Below are 20639 nucleotides of genomic sequence, written 5' to 3'. Positions count from 1 at the left end.
TTGTTTAAAAGTTATTAATCGTTTTTTTTAAAATCGGGCTAAAAGACCGCCACCCCAGCCATATCTGTTATTATAATTTCCTTGTATTGAAAAGTTGCGGGATAAGATATATGAAGCTCCAATTAACCATTGAGTTTCACCTTCATAAGATTTGTTATTTTCTAACTCATTGACCCATCCAAAATCTGCTCTGTACTCATATTCACCTTCCAAGAAAATTCTTGGAAAAATCAACAACTCCCTGTCCAGACGTATTCTTGGGCGAAGTTGATGGTCAATACTCACATCCACATTAAACCTATAAGGCGTGAAATATTTAACTCCAACCAATCCCACAGTATTGAATGTATCATAAGAATCTGGTGTTGAAGTTTCAGTATTTACGCCTGCGTACACGCGTACCCAATCATTGAGATATCTATTATAATTCACTTCTATCTCGGCATTTTGGTTATAATCAAACTCGGCACGTAGTCCAAATTCGTTGCGGATGTTGCTCGACATCAATAAAAGTTCATTAAAGTTTGAACCTCCACGAAGCATTCCCCACGAATAGTAATGGTCTGTCTCGTCAATTAGGTTTTGTACTGGATAAGGTTTCATCCTTTCATCTCGTGGTGTATCATAGCTAAATACTCTTGCCATACCACCCATCATATGATATAGTACGTGACAATGAAAGAACCAATCACCATATTCTTCGTTATAAAATTCGATGACCACTTTTTGCATTGGTGGTACGTTAACCGTGTGCTTTAATGGTGAACGCTCTCCATTTTCATTAATCACCCTAAAATAATGACCGTGCAAGTGCATTGGGTGGTGCATCATTGTCAGATTATTTAAGGTAATCCTTGTAACCTCATCACTTTTAATTTTAATTTTGTCTGTTTCCGAAAGTGGTACGCCATTCATACTCCAAACATAGCGCTGCATATTACCTGTTAGATTCAGTAAAATTTCATTTACTGGCACATCAGTCTTAAAAGTGGTGTTTTCCTTTGCCTTTAAAAAATCATAATTGAAATAAGTTTTACGTGTATCATAATTAAATGAAGCGGTGTCCTTTTGCATCGTAGACATCTTATGATTCATTGGCGTCGCATCCTTTTTCATTTCCATATTCATTTCATTCTCCATCTTCATCTGTCCGTCTTTCATATCCATATTCATCTTCATTCCATATTTCTGCATTAGGGCTTCGGGTGTATTTCTATTTTTATTTCCCACTAAAGCAGGTGCACCCATCTTCATATCCATTTTTGCCATTTGCTTCATCATAGCCACTTTATCTGGTCTGTCTATTACAGTTGCTGGATACAATTTTCCGCTACCCAAGTGAATGGATGTACTACCAGAACCATCTTGCGCTGTGGCAGTAATTTCTAAAGTGCCTTCTGGAATGGTTACAATGACATCATAGGTTTCGGCAATTGCAAAAAGAAATCGGTTTTTATATTCTGGTGTTACATCCACACCATCACTCGCAACTATCATCGGGTTACCACCACCAAAATCCACCCAATAATAAGATGAAGCAGATGCATTGATAAAACGTAGTCGTACTTTTTCACCTGTTTTAAACTCTGGATATTCTGCAAGTTTTTTACCATTGGACAAGAACGCAGGATAGTAGATGTCTGCAATATCTGCACCTTCCATTCTATCACGCCAAAAATTAAATTGTGCTCCCAGTGCACCTTCTTTAATCACTCTACTTAATGGTACTGCTGTCCCTTTTTTAACCTGATACCATTCGTTTCCTCGTTTAAGGTTTCGCAACACATTCATTGGTTTTTCGTTGGTCCAGTCAGATAACACTACAACCAAATCTTTGTCGTAGTCCAAAGTCTTTTCTTTAGGATGAATGACGATTGAGCCATAAACTCCTTTTTGCTCTTGTAACATCGTATGGGAATGATACCAATATGTACCAGATTGGTTTATAGGTATTCTATATTGAAATGTAGTATTTGGTTTTATAGGTGGCGTAGTTAAATAAGGCACACCATCATAAAAATTAGGAAGTATTAAACCGTGCCAATGTACAGAGGTTTCTTCATCCATTTTATTGGTTACGTTAATAATGGCAAGGTCACCTTCATTAAATTCTAATGTAGGACCTGGAATGCCACCATTAATTGTCATTCCGTTTGCGGTTACACCTGCAAGGGTTATTTCATTTTCTTCGATAGTAAGGTTATATTCTTTTATGTTTCGACCTTCTTCTTTTCTATCTTCACCATTTGTCCCAACTTGGGCGAATGTAATTGAAGTTAAGAATAAGAGAAGTATTGTGTTAAGTGTTTTCATTGTTTACTTAATTAAATAATTAATGATTGTACTTTGCACATAGTAGGTCTTCACAGATTCTATTTGGTTTATTTGAAACTTTAATTGCAATTCCTGAATGTCCAGCACATCATTAAAATCGATAGTGACGGTCTCATAGTTCTTTACCAGAATTTCTTCGGCATCTTTGGCTTGTTTCAGGTTACGAGCTTGTGTGTTGTATGCTATGCGTGCTTGGTTACGTTGTGATTGCGCTTTCGCGAAAGCGGATTCCAGCACATTCAATCGCTGTTCCCGTTGGGTTTCTATTTCTTGCTGTCGCAGTTCATTTTGCCTTGAAATGGATTTGTAGCGATTGTTGAAAATGGGGATGGAAACCGACACCATCGGCATCAATACATCTTTCCCATTATCGCTGAAATTGACATCGCTGCGTTCCGTTACGGGCAGGTAGTCTAAACCAAAACCAATCATAGGCAAACTCTCGCGCTGGTTGAGCAGTTCAGATTGTGCTACCGATTCATAGAGTTTGTCATATTTGAGCAGTTCGGGATTGAGTGATAGCGCTTCATTAGTATAAAATGGGTCTTCCTGTGGAATTTCCATTTCTGGAACAACGTCAACCGTCATCATTGCATCACGGTTGAGCAAATTGTTAAAAGTCGTTTGTTCTGCTGTAAATTCTTCTTCCAGCACTTCCTTTTGTTGTTGTAATTCATTTTGTCTAATCTGAAGTCGCAACACATCTACGGCACTCGCTTTGCCCACTTCTACAGATGTGAGTGCAAGTCGTTCGTAGGTTTCCAGTAGCTGTATATTTTCATCCAGTACGGCTTGCTTGGCTCTTATGGCAAATAGACGATAATAGGATTGTGCGACCGAAAGTGCCAGCTTACGCTTTGCAATCGTAATGTCCACATATTCGGCATCTGCCATTGCGGTGGCATAATTTTCACGAGCTGTAATAGTACCGAACCACGGCAACATCTGTTTTACGCCTATTCGTGCACGTTGCGCACCCACTCTTGTTTCAGGCTCGCTCACAAAGTAGCCGGCACTTACTTCGGTATTTGGAATCCAGTTGGCTTCGTTTACCTTTTCTTCGGCGATGTTGTATCGCAATTCAAAGGCTTGAATTTCTGGATTGTTGGCTTCAGCTTCCTGAATGTAGGATTGTAATTGTTGCGCTTTCGCGAAAGCAGTAACAAACAAGAACACCAGTATATATTTTAATTTTTTCATCTGTTTGCTTTTTTAAGTTGGTATTCCTTTTTCCAGCTGTACAGGACTGGCAATAGGAAATAGGACGTGACATCGATTATCATTCCGCCAAAAATGGGAATTGCCATCGGTATCATTATATCGCTTCCCTTTCCTGTGGATGTGAGTACGGGAAGTAGTGCCAACACCGTAGTTACAGTAGTCATTAAACATGGACGAATGCGTTTACCTGCGGCTTCCAAAGTGGCGAGACGAATGCCCTTTTTATTGTCTGGTTCGTTGCTTTTGAAAGATTGGTCTAAATAGGTGGCCATTACCACACCATCATCCGTAGCAATACCGAAGAGGGCAATAAAACCTACCCAAACGGCCACACTTAAATTGATGGTTTTCATATTGAACAAGTCCCGCAGATTTTCGCCAAAAAAGCCGAAGTTGAAAAACCAATCTTGCCCGTACAGCCATATCATTATAAAGCCACCTGCAAAGGCCACGGCGATTGCAGTAAACACCATAAGAGACGTAGAGACGGACCTGAACTGGAAATACAAAATCAAGAAAATGACGAGCAAACAAAGCGGTACGACAACCGATAGCGTTTTTTCTGCCCGTAACTGATTTTCATATGTTCCCGTAAAACGATAGCTCACGCCCTGTGGTACGACCAGCGAACCCTTATCAATATTTTGTTGAATCAGCGCTTGGGCATTTTCTACCACATCCACTTCGGCAAAGCCGTCGAGTTTATCAAACAGCACGTAGCCAATTAGAAAAGTGTCTTCACTTTTAATGACTTGTGGACCTTGTTCGTAGCGTATATCTACCAATTCGCCCAACGGTACAGGGCTACCTTTTTCCACTGGAACATAGATATTTTTAAGGTCGTCTGGGTCTGCCCGTAACTCTCGTGGATAACGCACACGCACCGCATAACGCTCACGACCTTCAACAGTTTGCGTGAGTGGCATTCCGCCCACGGCCACTTGAAGGATTTCCTGAACTTCCATTATGGACACACCATATCGAGCCAATTGGTCTCGCTTAATATCTATGAGCAAGTAGGGTTTGCCCACGATTCGGTCTGCAAAAACAGCTTGTTCCTTAACGCCTTCGGCTTGTTTTAGGATATCTTCCAATTCCAGTCCAAAACTTTCAATAGACTTTAAATCGGGACCTTTTACCTTGATGCCCATAGGTGCGCGCATACCTGTTTGTAGCATTACCAGTCGTGTTTCGATAGGTTGCAGCTTGGGTGCCGATGTAACGCCTGGTAATTTGGTTACTCGAACTATCTCGTTCCAAATATCATCTGGACTTTCAATGTCCGGTCGCCAGTTTCGGTAGTACTCGCCATCGTCATCTTCAATCAAGTCTTCGCGTGTAGCAGTCGTTTTTAGCGATGTTTCGGCATAGTTGACGCCTTCATCTATCTCATTGTTTGGGTTGATAATGAATTTGTTATTCTTCAGTACAAATAATCCATCGTCATTGACCTTGTAGCGTTGTCGCTCGCCATAACTATTCCGCATATATTCCGATTTATACTGAATGACATTCTCATACATCGAGAGCGGTGCTGGGTCGAGTGCGCTTTCCGTTCTTCCCGCTTTTCCTACTACGGTTTCGATTTCAGGGATGCTCGCCACAGCCATATCAAGTTGTTGTAGAACACGTTTGTTTTCTTCAACGCCTGCGTGTGGTAAGGATGTAGGCATCAGCAAGAATGAACCTTCATTCAGCGCTGGCATAAACTCTTTGCCTGTGTTTCGCATAATAATGATACCCAACGTGAGCACCGTAGCCGGAACGATTAAGAATAGATATCGGTTTTGAAGTGCCCATCGCAAAATACGCTCATAGTATATCCTGAAAATCGAGAACACACCAAGTAGTCCAAAACAGATAATGGACACAAATATCAAGTTCATCACAATACTTCGGTCAAAGCCTAATGGTCGCCAATAGGTAGCGAGTAGGAATACGATGGCGACCGATGAAATGATGATGTACAGAAGGTTTTTACGCTTTCGCGAAAGCGTATCGCGCATTTTTAAAAATGATGTTGCAGCAAAAGCGATAAGAATTAGCCCCAACCAAAAGCCGTAAACGATGGCGAGAATTCCCAATAAAACAAGTAAGCCATTGATGGCATGCTGTGTCCGTTCACGCACATTCGTCTTACGGAAAAGGAATGCCGCAATGGGTGGAATTATAAACAGCGCAATGATAAGGGATGCCGTGAGTGCCATTGTTTTAGTAAATGCAAGCGGGCGGAACAGTTTTCCTTCGGCACCAATCATCGTGAATACAGGCAGGAAACTAATAATAGTCGTTAAAACAGCTGTTAGAATAGCACCAGAAACTTCAGCCGTTGCGTTGTAGATGATTTCGTTCGTTGTGTACTCGTTACCGTTTTCATTAAGGCGTAACTTTTTATCTTCCAAGTGCCGAATCATATTTTCGGCGAGTATCACGCCTACGTCCACCATTGTACCGATGGCAATGGCAATACCCGAAAGGGCGACGATGTTTGCATCTACATTAAAGAGCTTCATCGTGATAAAAACCATCAAGACGGCTACGGGCAACAATCCCGAAATAAGGATGGATGCACGTAGGTTGAACACCATTATGATAATGACCAAAATGGTAATCAAGATTTCCAAAGTCAAGGCTTCGTTGAGCGTGCCCAACGTTTCTTGTATGAGTTCGGTACGGTCATAAAACGGTACGATGGTTACTTGTGAAGTGCGACCATCTTTCAATGTTTTTGTGGGAAGTCCAGCGCTTATTTCAGCAATTTGTGCCTTAACATTGTTAATGACTTCCAGCGGATTTGCACCGTAGCGAGCAACTACGACACCACCTACGACTTCGGCACCTTCCTTGTCGAGAATTCCACGTCTGGTAGCAGGTCCCAAATGAACATTTGCCACGTCCTTGATACGAATAGAAGTAAAGTTTTCTGAATCAACCACGGCATTTTCGATATCTGCGATAGATTTTACATAACCCAATCCGCGCACGAGATATTCAGCTTGATTGATTTCGAGGGTTTGTGCGCCTATGTCCTGATTGCTCTGCTTTACAGCCTTGACCACATCGCCCATACTTACATTGTACTGGCGCATTTTTTCTGGGTCAATATCCACTTGGTATTCCTGAACATACCCACCTATGGAAGCCACTTCAGAAACACCGCTTGCAGATGATAACCCATATTTCACATAGTAATCCTGAATACTACGCAATTCCTGTAAATCCCAACCGCCAGTAACGTTGCCATCTTTATCACGACCTTCCAGCGTGTACCAAAATATCTGTCCAAGACCTGTGGCATCTGGCCCTAATGATGGATTGACACCATCAGGTAATAGGTTTGCAGGAAGTGAGTTCAGTTTTTCAAGTATGCGACTGCGTGACCAGTAGAACTCGATGTCTTCTTCAAAAATGATATAGATGCTTGAAAATCCAAACATCGAAGAACTACGGATGGTTTTCACGCCTGGAATACCGAGAAGCGAAGTGGTAAGAGGATATGTGATTTGGTCTTCAATGTCCTGTGGCGAGCGCCCTTGCCACTTGGTAAAAACAATTTGCTGGTTCTCGCCAATATCAGGTATGGCATCAACGGCAACTGGGTCTGTAGGTAAAAAGCCCGTTTCCCAATTAAAGGGTGCGTTGACCACGCCCCAACCCACGAATAGGGCAAGTAGTAGAACGGCAACAAGTTTGTTTTCTATGAGAAATTTAATGCTCTTATTCAGCATAGCATTTGATTATTAGATAATTGGAATTACGTGTTGCAGAATATGGCAAACACGAGTTTTAGCCCACTACAGCATAGCTATTGGGCTTCATTCAAAAAATCTAACAAATCAAATTAAGAAAGTCTGGTGCAGCACTTGCACATCCCGTTTGACAAAGGGTCGCGGGTAATCTTCAAAAGGAACTTCTTCAGATTCGGTTCCTTCAAATAGGTATATATAAGAGTATGTAAAAGCAGCGATGAACGTTTGCTGCTCAAAAGAAAGCGTGTCAAAAGATATTTTAAGGTCGTCTTTGCCTTCCTTTACAATTTGCTCGTCAGAACAACAAGATTTCTCAGTCATTTTAGGATTCTCACAACTTTTAACTGGTTGTGCTTTTTCCATTCCACAACCTTCAGCTTTTGAGAATAAACTAAAATCGACCAAATTGTCCCCACAATAATGCATATCCACAGTAAATGACATTGTAGAGAACATCACTACAAAAGCCATCGAAATAGATAATATTTTATGGAAAACCTCTTTCATCGTTGCAAAATTACAAAATTTTGGAATTAACCGCATTACTTTAAGTTAAGTTTAAGGCAATCAATCGATGAAAAGTTTTATAAGGGAATGTTTTATGTCGCAAAAAAACCTTGAAAAACAAAAGCTGTTGTTATATGTGTAACCCTCCCTTTTGTCGGGCTATTTATTGGACGATTTTTATTTGTCAATAAAATTGCATTTGCAGTTTTGGATTGACAAAAAAATAACCCATCCGAATTATCGAATGGGTTTTGAGATTTTTTGATCTATTATAGTTCGAATGCAAGAATCTCCTGCTCAAACTCCGACTTTCGTTCCTCCAAGGTATTCTGCAATTGTGTGGTCACCAAATTGATGAGATTGCTGTTGGTTGTCTTGAATTCCAATCCATGGGAATCCCTGATGTAAAATGAACTGGAACCGTCCTGGTTGTAGTTGAACTTGGTGAGTTCTCCAAGGGTCTGGTTCAGGCGTTCCCTGTTGGTCGCCAAGCCTCTCAACTTTTCAAACTTCTGGATCCGGCTGTCGATGCTGATTTTGGGAACCACCACCGGTGCCTTGGCTTCTTTGGTCTTTTCAGTACCATTGGCGTTACCAGTAGCCTCCTTGGTCAGTTGGTCTTTGACATCCTTGTTGGATGCTTTTTGTCTTGTTACCGTTTTCTTGGTTCCGGTCTCTTTTGTTTTTGTTTCCATGTTAAATGAATTTTTAATTAAACAATATTTGAGCATGTAACAAGTGGTAGACAAAATTTTGGAGCGGCAAGGAAACGGAATAAAAAGGGACAAAGGAGCGGCTTTATGCCGTCCCTTGTCCGACAAACTTTTGCGGGCTTAGCTTTCGATGATATTGGTTAAGCTATTAAATTTTATCTTATGATCCGCAGGTTGGCCCCAGGTTTCTGGCCATTCACTACTTCCTTTTCGGGACTTTTTTCGAGAACCGCTTTCAACTGGGCCATATCCTTGCTGATCTTTTTCTCCACCACCCTTGCATATTTTTGGGTGGTCGATAGTTTGGTGTGCCCCAATAGCTTGGATACCGTTTCCAAGGGAACATTGTTCATTAGGGTAATAGTGGTCGCAAAAGTGTGCCTGGCCACATGAAAGGTCAGGTGCTTATCGATTTGTGCCTTGGTGGCAATCACCTTTAGGTATTTGTTTACTTTTTGATTGGAATATACAGGCAATAACGTATGGTCATTATCGACATTGGGATGATTGGAATACTTGTCCAATATGGCCTTGGCATGATACAGCAGGGGAATCCTTACAGGTGTCTTGGTCTTTTTCCGTTTGACATTGATCCACTCTTCTCCATCTATTCCTGTTACAATATCACTTCTCTTTAAGAGCTTGACCTCAATATAGCTTAGGCCTGTATAACAGGCAAAAAGAAATATATCCTTTACAATGGCCTTGCCGCTATCCTTGATTTTAGTGGAAATCAAGCGTTGTATTTCGGCCTCTTCCAAAAAATCACTGTCGTAATCCTCGAACTTCAGGTTGTACTGGTTGAAGGGGTTTTGGGGGATGCACCTGAACTTGAAGGCTATGCCCACCAATTTCTTGAACCGCTCCATGTGCTTCATGATGCCATTATTGGTCAATGGCTGGGCCTTGTTAATCGGAGGGCAATTTCTAAGGAAGCTCTCGAATTCGACCAAAAATGCATAATCTATAAAGGACAATCTTATGTCCTGTGAGTTGAACTTTTTCTTTACGAACCGTTTTAGGTAGGTTTCCGTGGCCGAGTAGTTCTTGATCGTGCCCTTTGCCAATTTTGGCATTTCATGGGTGCGATGGAATTCGATGATATCCTTTAATGTCCTGACCACCTTGTCCTTTCCAAGGTAGCGCAATTTGATGATCTTTGCGTTGATCACCGCTCCCTCCCCTATTAACTGCCGATGGCACTCCAAGAGTTTGGCCTGAACATCGTCTAGATATCGGTTGATGCTGTTCGCTTCATTGGCACGATGATCGATTTTGCCCAAAATAGGACACCATCGTTCTTCAAAAGTTGATCTATGGACACTGAGGTCGGAATAGCGGCCCTCAAATCTTATACGGGCATAAATGGGAATCCGGCCATCTTTTTTTTTGGCCGTTTTTTTTAGCCAAAAGCTGATACTGAATGAATTAGAGCTATTCATGTGTTTTCGCCTTAAGTGGAACAATCCGTTGAGCGAAAGTCAAATCACACGAAATATCAAATCGGGAAATACAAGATAAGGAATTTCCCCCGACAAAAATAGGACATCATATAGGACATCCTCACCCTTGATTTCAGACCAAAACAAAAAAAACCAGAAAAAATTAATTTTCTGGTTTTCAATTATTTATGGTTTAGTTTGTTGTTAAAAAAACCATGTCTGTCGGGGTGGCAGAACTATTAGCCACCATATATGTTATTGACAATCAAAAAGTTACGTTGATTTTATTCACAAAGGTAACCGAATAGGTAACTTTTGACCGTTTCGATTCACTTTCTGATACAAATTTAATAAAATTTGATGAGGGTTCCCAAGATTTAGTATCCCTAACTCTATGAAGGTCATTCCCATAGCAGAAGGAACAATACTGTTCTTGAAAAAGGGATACGGTTCTATAGATTCATTTTATCCAATCTATTTGCCCTTTTCCGTTTATCTATACTTCTGTTTACTGCTTTTGGGTTTGTCTGGGATTGTTGGTTCCACCAATCCAAGATCTATGGCTCTTTGTAGATATTCTGTCCTGAAATGCTCTCTATGGGTAAGGCCCAATAAGTCCATAAGGTCATTACGGCTATGCTCGTTTTGGAATACAGCTATAAGATTTTTAACTTGCTCGGTAACTTTTTCAGAAATGGGAAATATCATTCTGGTAAAACTATCCATGAACTTAAAACATTCTTTGCCATAATTCTGTAAAATCCTTGGGACGCCTGAACCTAGTTGTTCCACCAATTCCAAATCCTTGTAAACCCGCATCAATCCCTTATTTCTTGGAATTGACACACCTTCAAAAAAATCGTCCTTGCTTAGCCCTTGTCCAACTTTTGGATAATTTTTTGTTCCAATATTCTTTTAATCATATATAATCAAGTGAACGTATTCACCAAAAGCAATGTCTTTTAGTGAATTAAACCTCGAAAATTGTTCTTTTACCTGAATTTTAGCGTTCGGACTCCAAAATCCATCAAGATGAGATGGTCCAATAAGAAAACAGTGGATTCAATTCCCAGAACTTTTGGAAAGTGTGTAATTTTAATCCACAATAAAACAACCAAATCAACGGACTGATTAAATATGCCGATGAACAATAAACAACGTACCGCCACCATCAAAGAAAAAAAATACCCTGATTTTACATGGGTCGATATACAGGACCCCTCCGACGAGGAAGCCAATGAACTGGCGACCACCCAAGGTTTGAACCCCATCTTGGTAAAGGATAGCCTGCAGGCAGGGCACCTTCCAAAGCTGGAACACATCGAAGAGGGTTATTTTATGATCCTGAGAGCCTGTACTCAGGAAGTCGACAAACCAACCTCCATCAACGATTTTTCCAACAAGATCGCCTTTTTTGTGTTCAGGGACCGTTTGATCACCATACATAGGGCGGAGTATGCCTTTCTCGACAGTGCTCCCTCCCATATAAAGCATGTGGACGGTCTCGTGCTCCATATCGTGGACAACATGGTGGACAGTTTTCAGGAACCGGTGGAAAACCTGTCCAACAAGATCGATGATATGGAGAACCACATCTTTACCAAAAAAGGGAGCAATCTCACTCTGGAGCAGCTTTACTTCCTGAAATCCAAGGCCCGTATCGGTAAAAAACTGATTGGGCTCATCCAGACCGTCATCAACGAGTTAGCGGTGGGCAAGGGCCACAAGTCTCGATTACAGGACATCAAGGACAGCCTTGCCGCCCATCACCTGCTCTACGACGAGGCCGTGGAGGATACCAACGGGCTTTTGGCCTCTTACCTATCGGTCACTGCACAGAAAAGCAACGATGTCATGAAGGTGCTCACCATCTTTTCGGCTTTTTTCCTTCCCCTGACCTTCATTGCCGGGATATATGGGATGAACTTTGATGTCATGCCCGAGCTTCGCTGGCAAAATGGGTATTTCTATACCTTGGGGGTTATGGTTCTGATCTGCCTGATCGTATTTCTTTGGTTCAAGAGAAAGCGTTTCTTCTAGTTCAAAAACCTATTTTTGCCAAACAATCAGGCTATGGTGCATTATGTAGAGTCCAGATGTTTGTGAAGTTCACTTTTTTGCTTCGAAATAAAGGTGTACTATACAGGAAATATAAAAAGTGAATAAGATTAAGGTCAGTATTAAAGGCTCTTTCAACAGGGCTATGGTTGTAACCAAACTTTATAAACAAAGTGATTACAAAATTATCAATATGATTTTTATCGTTTCACCATTTACCTTTTCAGCTTTCTGAACTGTGCCAAGCGTGTCTGATATGCTTGGAAGAAACTTCTTTTGGTTCTTTCATCCAAAAAAGAAGCCTCCGTGAACCATTGGACCTTTTTGGATTGGGTCAACATATCTTCCATAATGGTCAGAAACTGCTTCTTATGCAATCCAATGGTATCTGAAAGTATGTTGAACTGATTGGGAATATTCGTCTGTGCCATGCTTTTGGGCAAAAGACCTCCGTCTAGGGCAAAGGTGTCGTCATTAACGTGGATAGCGGTATTTAATAGGTCATAAGCTGGACTCAATCGATGATCTCCAAAGGGAGTTTGCAGTACGGAGAAGTTTTTTAAATGGGCATCCCCATTGGAAAATAGATAATTGAAAACCAATAGCTTGAACATTTTAGGTGTTTCCAGTTTATAGGCTGGTAAAAAACGTTGCATCAGCTCGAAAAGATCAAGATAACTTCCTTGATATTTATAGTCTTCACCATCGGTTTGGGGTGTTTTTCCCGCCAAGGTGGCAAAATCCTCTTTGGCCAGTTTACGACCATCCTCTCTAACGTCAAAACGTTTGGTGATATATGCCGGTTCACCGTTCTTAAAAAAAATAAGGGCATTCTCAGCGGTCTCGATTCCATAAACTTGCCGGGCAATCTGCATGGTCAAATGCTCATTTGCCGGCATTTGATCTCGTCGTTTTCCTGCCAGTGGAATAGGCTTGAGAATATGGGTGCCCTTCTCGCCTTCCTTGATCAAACGCAATTGGTTCTTTTCCAACAAGACAGAATACTTTTCCTGTACCCCGGAAATCGAAATCCGCTTTCGATTGTCTTCAAAAAGCTCATCCGTTTCCTCGTTCGATGTAGGCGAATCATATCTCAATACGTGGGATACCTTCCGGTTACTGAACACCCGCTTTAAGCAGGTCCGACTATATGTATCATATCCTTCGGCCAAGGTTCCTGGACAATGTGTTATTTCCGGCATCATAAGTTCTATTCCATTTTTTGTACTGTAATCGCACCCACAGTGTCATAGAGGGCCGTGGTGACCAGCAGTCCGAAATAATCGTCAGGGTCTATTCCCATGCTTTTACAGACCAGTTGTTTATTGGCTCCTTCCGGTAACATATTGTAAAAGAAGGGAAAGAAATGATCCGACCTGTATGCTTCCGATGATTTGGGAAGCGTAAGGCTTATGGGGGGAGTGGTCCCATCCCTGAGCCAGGCCTCAGTATATCGAAACGTATATTGACCATGGTCGTCTTGGGCAAGAATCCCTGCCAATTCCCCTTTATAGTAGATTTTTGCCTGTCTCATTTCCTATTCCAGAAATTTCCTTTACCCTAAGTGTCACTTTCAATCCCAAAACATCCACAATTTTTTCCAAGGAAGACAAGGTTGGATTGGCTTCCCCTTTTTCAATCTTATACAGGGTATTGATACCCACCTGGGCCATTTCTGCCAGCTGTTCCTGGGTTATCCGCATTTGGCTGCGACGTTCTTGTATAATATGACCTATATGCTTTTTGGCATTCATACTAACACATCTATACCCACACTATAATGTGGTTTCAGGATTATATTCTACGTTTCAGTATAAAAATACATTAATTTTCACAATATAATGTGTTTTTAAAGGTTTTTTTAGATTTTGCCAGTGATTTTCATTTAGATTCCACACTATACTGTGTAATTTAAATCTTCAAATCAATGTAAGACAAAGGTTTTATTCAACTGATAAATGCCACCATGGCTTCCTTTATATGGAAACGCCGGTCATCCTATACCACCCTCACGCGATTAAATTGAGTAACTTCCAACATAGCACAAAAAAATGACTTTCAAGTCAGTACAATCAAATATTGAATGGCTCAAATTTTTCCGTTTTTAGTAGTCTCTTCCATCCCGCCCAACCAGAAAATATCATACCGGTGTAAAATCCGGACTTAGTATACCGGTTTCGCCATAAAAAACTGAGCATAAGAAAAATAGTTCCAATTGTTTGGAAACCATACTTCTAAGATAAAATTGGCTATGGTTAAAAAGTCTGTTTTAGGTGTTTATGTCTACCATACTTTCGATTAAAGAGTACAACTTACCTTGTAATATCTTCGCATTCATTAATTTGACAAGGCTTTCTTTGAGTAGCCTATTTACGGTATTTAATGGAGCACTTTGATCGGCTTTATCTAAGGTGTGGGAAAGGTTGCGTTAATGGAGCTGGCAACAGCGGCAACCTTTTTTGCACCATAAAATCGGGAAATCTCCTTTTTCTCCTGGTCATTGCCACGCTCAAGCAAACGTCTGATGACCGCCTTGTATTTCCTGCCCCAATCCATGGTTTCGATATCCGTATCCCAGAAAAGGGATTTTCTCAAAATCGAGAAATCTGGTGTTTTTGCACGCTGACCCTCCTTCTCTTTTTTAATGTCGTAAAATGCCTGTAAAAGGACCAAACTACCTTCCTGCAACCCCAGTTTATCCTCAATCCTTAAGGCCAATGCGGTATTAAGGTCACGCCTTTGGCCGATAATGGCATTCAAGGTCTGTGGATGCTCACCTATGGACAGGACAAAAGGGCGCTGCTTAAGGGAGCGTTTTTTCAGTTCCCTTTTCAGTACCTGGCCCGGGTGTATCCCCCTATATTTCTCAGCATATGAAACCATACTATAAGTATAAACAAAATTGTTTACATTTTATGGTAAGATGTATCCCTTTGTTTGGGATATTACTTTTTCCAGGATACTATAACTCTCCTGCTCCCGTTCAGTTCCTTGAGCTCCAGCATCAGCTTTTCATTATCACCCAAAACAAATTTGGGTAGCACATAAACAAAACGCTGGCTTTTCCCATCAATAATGGCATATGGCATTTTATGTTTGTGAACGACCATTAGGGGTAATCGTTGGTAAGAGGTCTTTCTTTTAGGGTTTCGGTTGGTCCGGTATACCTTAAGATAGTCTATCTCAAAGTTGATTCCAGAATTGTTTTTTACTTCGATGACCAGGTAGACTTCGGAATCATCGTATACCATGTTCTGCAACTGTATCCGGATTCCTTTTTTGCGTTTTGTGGCCATGGTCTTATGGCCAGATCCAAGTAAATATTGGCTTGCCCTTTCAAAATAAGCCCTCCTTTCCTTGTTGGAAGCGGCAGTACCCTTTTCAAGCTCCGGTATTTCCATCACGGACCTTTCGGTCCCGATACTTTGTGAGCTGGTAACAAAATGGTTCAATTTGTCGAGCTGTTTTTGGTATTTCAGGATATAGGAATATACCCGTCCATCCTTGGTCAACACCAATAGGTTGCTTTCTTTGCCCGGACTGGCTTGTACCAAACCAAGGTACTGCTCCTTTTCCCGGTTATAGGTAAACACAAAATTCGGAGCGCCCACAATGCCCTGACGGATAGGTTCAGGAAAGAACAAAGCCACGTTTTTATGCTCGTTCGCATAGATGGTGTCCAAATGTTTTTGTGCCGACATTTGGCTGCTTATTATAAGTATGGAGATTATTAAAATACGTTTCATTATTTCAGCTTTAAAATGAGTTGATAATTGTCCATTACGGTCACCTTTACTTGGCGGTTGTCCCTTTGAAAAAGTGATTTGATGCCCCTGACCTGTGGCACACCACCGATATTGATATCATCAATGGCATCCCCAACCACTTCCCTTCCGGCCTCCGCCCGAAAACTGTTCTCGATGTAGATGCCCTCGCTGCCATCCTGAAGGTCATATGCTCCGAGATTTATGGGGTTGTGGTCGATATGTTCAATATTGATCATGGCCCTGTTGGGTTTAAAGCTCACGAATCCGTAAATGGCCGTATTCCTTGGAATCACGGTACCATTGATCATGGCCTCTTCCAAGAGCCGCATCCGTAATCGGTTATGCTGGCGTACCGTTTGGGTGCCATCCACCCTGGCCAGGATCTGGGCATCCGTGGTTTCGTTCACCTCCATGAGCCTTTCCATGGGGTTTGAGGCAAAGAACAACTCGTGCTCCAATGCCAATTCCTTCACTTCAACAGATGGGTCTTTAGTATCCATTTCTTTTGTGGTGGCGATGGAATCCGGTCTGGCGTTGCCCAATGCCTCTTTAGCTGTTTTGGATTTCCGGTATGTCCCTTCCGAGTAATCAATGCGCCCCTCGTTGTAGATACTGTCAATGATCCGTATCCTTTTCTTTTCCATCAGGTCCGGGTCGTATACACCCGTAGAATCCAAGAGACCCTCGTCATAAATGCTCGGGGCGTTGGTCTGCCGCTCTTCCTTGATGGCATCCAGGGCCTCCAGTTTGGTTTTGTACTGCTCCTGCTCCTCCCCCAGTTCCGGTACCGGAATCTGGTTGTTATCAATACTTGGCTCTTCGTCCCCGCCCAATGCCATCATCGCATAGCCCACAATGAACAGGACCACGCAAAGCATGACTGCCGCAAAGACAATCTTATTTTTCTCTACTTTCATAATTTTCAATTCTTTTTAAAGTGTTTTCAAAAAAGTTGGTGATCAACAGGCCATGGGTGTTGTTCGGAAAGTTCCGGTCCACATGGATCAGGTTCCCCGTGGTGGTCAGCTCATAGGTATCGGTGACCGACCCCCGGTTGATCTCAAATACGGTGACGGTCTCAAACCTATAGGGTTCCGATTGCAGGTCCACCTTGGATGCTATGCTCAGTACTTTCTGTACCAAGGAATATTGCAGCAAACGGTTATAGACCCCTTCCGCTTTTTTCTGCCGGTAGAGGGCGTCCACCGAGCTGTTGCCCAGCCACAGTGCCTTTTCAAGGTTGTTCTCATAATTGCTGACATCGATTCCATAGAAATAGCGGTGGAACAGTTCCAGATGCGCCTTGGCCTCCACTTCGAGGTTTTCCAATTGGGAGACCATTTTTAATGGAATCACGCTCCCATCCCCGTTGACCACAAAGGCATTGTCCATACTTTCCCTGTGGAGCTTGATGACCATCAGTACCGAAACGATACAGGTCAGTACAGCCCCGATGACCGTAGCCAACACGATAAAGCGGTTGAGCTTTAGGACATCGTATATGTTTTTATAGGGTGTTTTCATTTCAGTAGTAGTTTTTAGTGCAGATAATATGCAATTATAAATGTGCCTTAGGCACCCTTAGGCACCAAAGAGTTTGAAGGTAACGGAGGTGGCCTTGCGGTACAGTTTGAACTTCAACAGCACGATGAATCCAATGGAAGCCAGTTCGATCAGGGGGGCAAAAAACTCACTGCCCCAGTCCGTCCCGAACAGGTTGTTCCAAAAATCCGTGTTGATCTCCGTGTACAGGGCATTGACGAAGACATTGACCAAAAAGAAGGCCGGTACGAGCATATAGACCCCCGCATAAAGCTTAAAGAAGTTATAGGCCAGTCCCCTGAACTTTTCGAACACGGCCAAGCTGATCACTAGGGGAAAGAAGGCCCGCATAATGCCCAACAAGAAAAATCGTTCCGCCAAAAACAATGGGTAAATGAACAGGTCCATCAACCAAAGAAAAATCCCGATGATAAAGGCCAGCACCTTCAAACCGTACAAGGGGGTCACCAAGGCCTCGTACAACAGTGCCAAAGCCTTTTTGGCGGCCTCCAGTGCGCCCACATCCCGTTCCAGATCCACATCCTGTAGCTGTAACGGGAGGAGCGCCGGGGCCGTATCCCGGTATTGGGACTCAATGGAGACCAAAATGGCATCAAAGACATCCAGCACCTGTGTGGAGAAAATCACCAAGATCACAATGGCAAAATTCTTGGCCAGTTCCGTGGGGGTCAGCCCCCAGGTATGGCCATCCGTCGAAGCGATGCCCTCATTGTACTTCTTTAGGATGTTCACCAAAAAGAACAGGACGGCCAGTGCCTTCATGCCCGTAATGGTGTACTGGGCAAAATCACTGTCCATTATCGTCCGGTAGACCGCATCCACATATTCCAATCCTATTCCCAAGAACATAACTGCTTAATAATTAGTTTCACGGTTGTTGATCCTGTCCTGCATCTTCCGAAAGGAGATGATCTCCCTATAGCGTCTGGTCTTGACCTCCAGTTCTGCCACCATTTCCTGGGACTGGACTTTCTTTTCCATCAAAATGGCCGTGCGTTCCGCATCGGTCATTTTCAAAAAATCACTGGACAGGATCTGGTTCACAAAATCCAGGTCGTCAATGGCCGTGTTCATAATCTGTTCAAATGAGCGGGATACCTGCTCTACTTCCCCAGCTTTGATATAAGGGGAATTCAAAATATCCCTTACATCTTGCTGTACGGTCCTGAACAAAATCTCATTGTTCTTGGTCAGCTCCTGTAGGGCTTTCAATTGTTTGATGGTATTGCTGACCTTGACGACATTATCCTTTTGCTCTTTTAGAAATTGCACCGTCTTCAATAGCTCTGAGGTCTGTTTGGCCGACTCCACCAGCGACTTGGTCATGCTGATGAAGTTCGTATTGTCATACACCGGCATCCCCTGGCAGGCAGCGCCTGCCGGCAGTAATAAGGTGAAGGTTAAGGCAAATCCCAGTGTAAGGATCTTTTTCCCAAAAGTGGGCTTTCTAATTGTTTTCATGTCGCTTTGTCTTTATGGTTAATGAATGTTTTGATGGCTTGTTCCATATCGTTTGTTTTTTCAAAAAGTTCAATGAGTTGTGTACTCTCAGTCCCATCGGTCAGATAGGCAGCATAGACCTCGGGGGGCACTTCCAAGCGGAAGATGTTGCTCTCCTTTCCTATCTTGATGAATATTTCGGTGTACTTCCTATCCCCGGTCAGGTTATTGCGGATGGACCGCAGCTGCTCCAGGTCATGGGACGATAGGTTCAATCTGGTTTTCAGTTCGTCATAGCCCTTTTCGTTACGGAGGCTGTAAATTATCTGTGTGTTCTCCAAAATGCTCGCGGAGGTGGAATTGTTGGGCAATTGGTTGATGGACTGTAGGATGATGCCAATGGCGCCGTTCTGCTTCCGAATGGCCTGATAGTAGAATTCCACACTTTCCAATACATTGGGAAACTTCAGCTGCTTGGCAAACTCATCGAACAGGATGATGCCCCGCTCCGAACGGTTCCGCCAAATGGTCCGTTGGATGGCCGACTTGATGAGCTTGAGCATCACGGAGAGGATTTCCTTGTTGTCCCGTACCTCGTCCAGTTCAAAGACGATCAACCGCTTGTCCTCGATGGTATAGGTCTGGTCGGCCCCCGCATTGAACAGGAAGCTGTAAGGACCTTCTTCCACATATTCCGAGAGGATATGCAGAAAGTCATAGCTACTGAAATGGGCTTCCTTAATCTGTAGTTCTTGGATAAGGGTATCTTTTCGATGGTCCACAAACCGGTAGAGGGAAGCCAAGGAATGATTCTGTCTGACTTTCTTGTAATAGAGCAGCAAGACTTTTTTGATGGCTACTTCTTGGGATTTGGAAGCATTGTCCGCTGCAAGGAGTTCCAAGAGAAATACAGCGAGGTCTTCCAAACGCTCTGGGGTCAAATCGGATTCCTCCGAGATATAAAAAGGATTGATGCCGAGATTTTTTCCTTGCTCGTAGCGCAGGATAATATGTTGGTCGGGATAGAGCTTCGCAAATTTGGCATAGGAGCCGCCCAAATCGATTAGGACCAGCCGGACCCCCTGCTCAAAATATTGTCGCAGAATGTTGTTGGCCAAAAAGGACTTGCCCTCACCCGTTGGGGCGAAAATGGCAAAGTTCCGTGCCTTGATGCGTTTTTTCCGTTCGTCCCAGACATCCTTCAAGACAGGGATGTTGTGCTGGCGGTCATTGAATAGAATCCCCGTATCATCAGATCTGTAATTTGTGTTGTTGATGTACAGGCACAGGGCATGTTTGAGATCCGTGACATAGAGATCTTCGTTGGAGAAGTTGGTGGCATGGCAGGGATTCGAGTTCAAAAAGTAGTGCTTGCGTTCCTCGCCATTGGGATGATAGGGCACCATGTCCAATTCCTTGAACTCGGCCTTGATCTTGGAGCCAATCCGTTTTACCTGTTCGGTTTCCGGATGCCAAAAAATGATATTGAGATGGCCACGGATGATACGGGAGGAGTCATCGGTATTGATTTGGTCCAGGATATTTTGGACCTTTTTGAGGACGACCTTGTTCTGGGAACCGAAGTTGGAACTTTTGCCCAGTTCCTCCACTTTTTTGTCCAGGAGTTTACGCCACTTGTGTTTGTCATCCAGATAGAGAATGTGGTTGATGATGTGGTTCTCGTTAAGGTCCAACCCCAATCTGGAAACGCCGGACATAGTATACCACCCTCGCCGGGTTAAAGTGACCATAGCTGGCCGGACGAAAGTGACCCACCCCCGCCGGGCCAAAGTGACCCACCTTTAGATTAGATCTATCTGTAAAAAGTCTAAGTGCTTTTTTTGT

Annotated in this window: 17 protein-coding genes and 1 pseudogene; 1 reads left to right on the top strand and 17 read right to left on the bottom strand. The window is 42.8% G+C overall.

Going from position 1 to position 20639, the window contains the following annotated elements:
* Positions 1 to 27 precede the first annotated feature (27 nt).
* From GO009_RS16060 to GO009_RS16030, 7 genes are all read right to left on the bottom strand, one after another.
* The gene (locus GO009_RS16060; protein WP_127139831.1) at positions 28 to 2313 is read right to left on the bottom strand and encodes a multicopper oxidase domain-containing protein; all 2286 of its coding nucleotides are present in this window, start codon (positions 2311 to 2313) and stop codon (positions 28 to 30) included.
* Positions 2314 to 2316: 3 nt separating this feature from the next.
* Positions 2317 to 3534: a TolC family protein gene (locus GO009_RS16055; protein ID WP_127139830.1), complete on the bottom strand. Its 1218-nt coding sequence runs from the start codon at positions 3532 to 3534 to the stop codon at positions 2317 to 2319.
* Positions 3531 to 7283, bottom strand: a complete 3753-nt coding sequence (locus GO009_RS16050; protein WP_127139829.1) for an efflux RND transporter permease subunit — start codon at positions 7281 to 7283, stop codon at positions 3531 to 3533. Before GO009_RS16050 ends, GO009_RS16055 begins: the two co-directional genes overlap by 4 nt.
* Positions 7284 to 7391: 108 nt before the next feature.
* Positions 7392 to 7811 (bottom strand): hypothetical protein, encoded by a 420-nt coding sequence (locus tag GO009_RS16045; protein ID WP_163627723.1) that lies wholly within the window; start codon positions 7809 to 7811, stop codon positions 7392 to 7394.
* 269 nt (positions 7812 to 8080) lie between these two features.
* Positions 8081 to 8506 carry a hypothetical protein gene (locus GO009_RS16040; RefSeq protein WP_127139827.1) on the bottom strand — a complete coding sequence of 142 codons (426 nt, stop codon included), beginning with the start codon at positions 8504 to 8506 and terminating at the stop codon, positions 8081 to 8083.
* A 173-nt stretch (positions 8507 to 8679) separates the two neighbouring features.
* Positions 8680 to 9966 (bottom strand): site-specific integrase, encoded by a 1287-nt coding sequence (locus GO009_RS16035; protein ID WP_163627704.1) that lies wholly within the window; start codon positions 9964 to 9966, stop codon positions 8680 to 8682.
* A gap of 492 nt (positions 9967 to 10458) precedes the next feature.
* Positions 10459 to 10875 (bottom strand): Fic family protein, encoded by a 417-nt coding sequence (locus tag GO009_RS16030; RefSeq protein WP_163627722.1) that lies wholly within the window; start codon positions 10873 to 10875, stop codon positions 10459 to 10461.
* Between the two features lie 234 nt (positions 10876 to 11109).
* Here GO009_RS16030 and GO009_RS16025 point away from each other — a divergent pair, with 234 nt between their 5' ends.
* Positions 11110 to 12006, top strand: a complete 897-nt coding sequence (locus GO009_RS16025) for a CorA family divalent cation transporter (RefSeq protein WP_163627702.1) — start codon at positions 11110 to 11112, stop codon at positions 12004 to 12006.
* A 233-nt stretch (positions 12007 to 12239) separates the two neighbouring features.
* Here GO009_RS16025 and GO009_RS16020 read toward each other — a convergent pair whose 3' ends face one another.
* The 10 genes and pseudogenes from GO009_RS16020 to GO009_RS15975 form a co-directional block, all read right to left on the bottom strand.
* On the bottom strand, positions 12240 to 13229 hold the full coding sequence (locus GO009_RS16020; RefSeq protein WP_163627700.1) for a type II toxin-antitoxin system HipA family toxin: 990 nt from the start codon (positions 13227 to 13229) through the stop codon (positions 12240 to 12242).
* Between the two features lie 5 nt (positions 13230 to 13234).
* Positions 13235 to 13558: a HipA N-terminal domain-containing protein gene (locus GO009_RS16015; protein ID WP_163627698.1), complete on the bottom strand. Its 324-nt coding sequence runs from the start codon at positions 13556 to 13558 to the stop codon at positions 13235 to 13237.
* Positions 13533 to 13778, bottom strand: coding sequence for a helix-turn-helix domain-containing protein (locus GO009_RS16010; protein WP_163627696.1), 246 nt, complete (start codon positions 13776 to 13778; stop codon positions 13533 to 13535). Before GO009_RS16010 ends, GO009_RS16015 begins: the two co-directional genes overlap by 26 nt.
* Positions 13779 to 14430: 652 nt before the next feature.
* Positions 14431 to 14907: a plasmid maintenance system antidote protein gene (locus GO009_RS16005; RefSeq protein WP_163627694.1), complete on the bottom strand. Its 477-nt coding sequence runs from the start codon at positions 14905 to 14907 to the stop codon at positions 14431 to 14433.
* A gap of 62 nt (positions 14908 to 14969) precedes the next feature.
* Entirely contained in the window at positions 14970 to 15770 is an 801-nt protein-coding gene (locus GO009_RS16000) for a DUF4138 domain-containing protein (protein ID WP_163627692.1), read from the bottom strand.
* Positions 15770 to 16708, bottom strand: coding sequence for a conjugative transposon protein TraM (traM, locus tag GO009_RS15995; RefSeq protein ID WP_163627690.1), 939 nt, complete (start codon positions 16706 to 16708; stop codon positions 15770 to 15772). Before traM ends, GO009_RS16000 begins: the two co-directional genes overlap by 1 nt.
* On the bottom strand, positions 16689 to 17315 hold the full coding sequence (locus GO009_RS15990; RefSeq protein WP_163627688.1) for a conjugal transfer protein TraK: 627 nt from the start codon (positions 17313 to 17315) through the stop codon (positions 16689 to 16691). Before GO009_RS15990 ends, traM begins: the two co-directional genes overlap by 20 nt.
* A gap of 57 nt (positions 17316 to 17372) precedes the next feature.
* Positions 17373 to 18203, bottom strand: a complete 831-nt coding sequence (locus GO009_RS15985) for a hypothetical protein (RefSeq protein ID WP_163627686.1) — start codon at positions 18201 to 18203, stop codon at positions 17373 to 17375.
* A 6-nt stretch (positions 18204 to 18209) separates the two neighbouring features.
* The gene (locus tag GO009_RS15980; RefSeq protein ID WP_203532478.1) at positions 18210 to 18815 is read right to left on the bottom strand and encodes a conjugal transfer protein; all 606 of its coding nucleotides are present in this window, start codon (positions 18813 to 18815) and stop codon (positions 18210 to 18212) included.
* Positions 18812 to 20494: pseudogene (locus GO009_RS15975) on the bottom strand (VirB4 family type IV secretion system protein); the annotation flags it as partial. The pseudogene GO009_RS15975 and the gene GO009_RS15980, both read right to left, overlap by 4 nt.
* Positions 20495 to 20639 lie beyond the last annotated feature (145 nt).

The sequence above is a fragment of the Allomuricauda sp. TY007 genome (assembly GCF_010468565.1).
Taxonomy (GTDB): domain Bacteria; phylum Bacteroidota; class Bacteroidia; order Flavobacteriales; family Flavobacteriaceae; genus Flagellimonas.
This window is presented reverse-complemented; position numbering and strand designations above follow the sequence as displayed.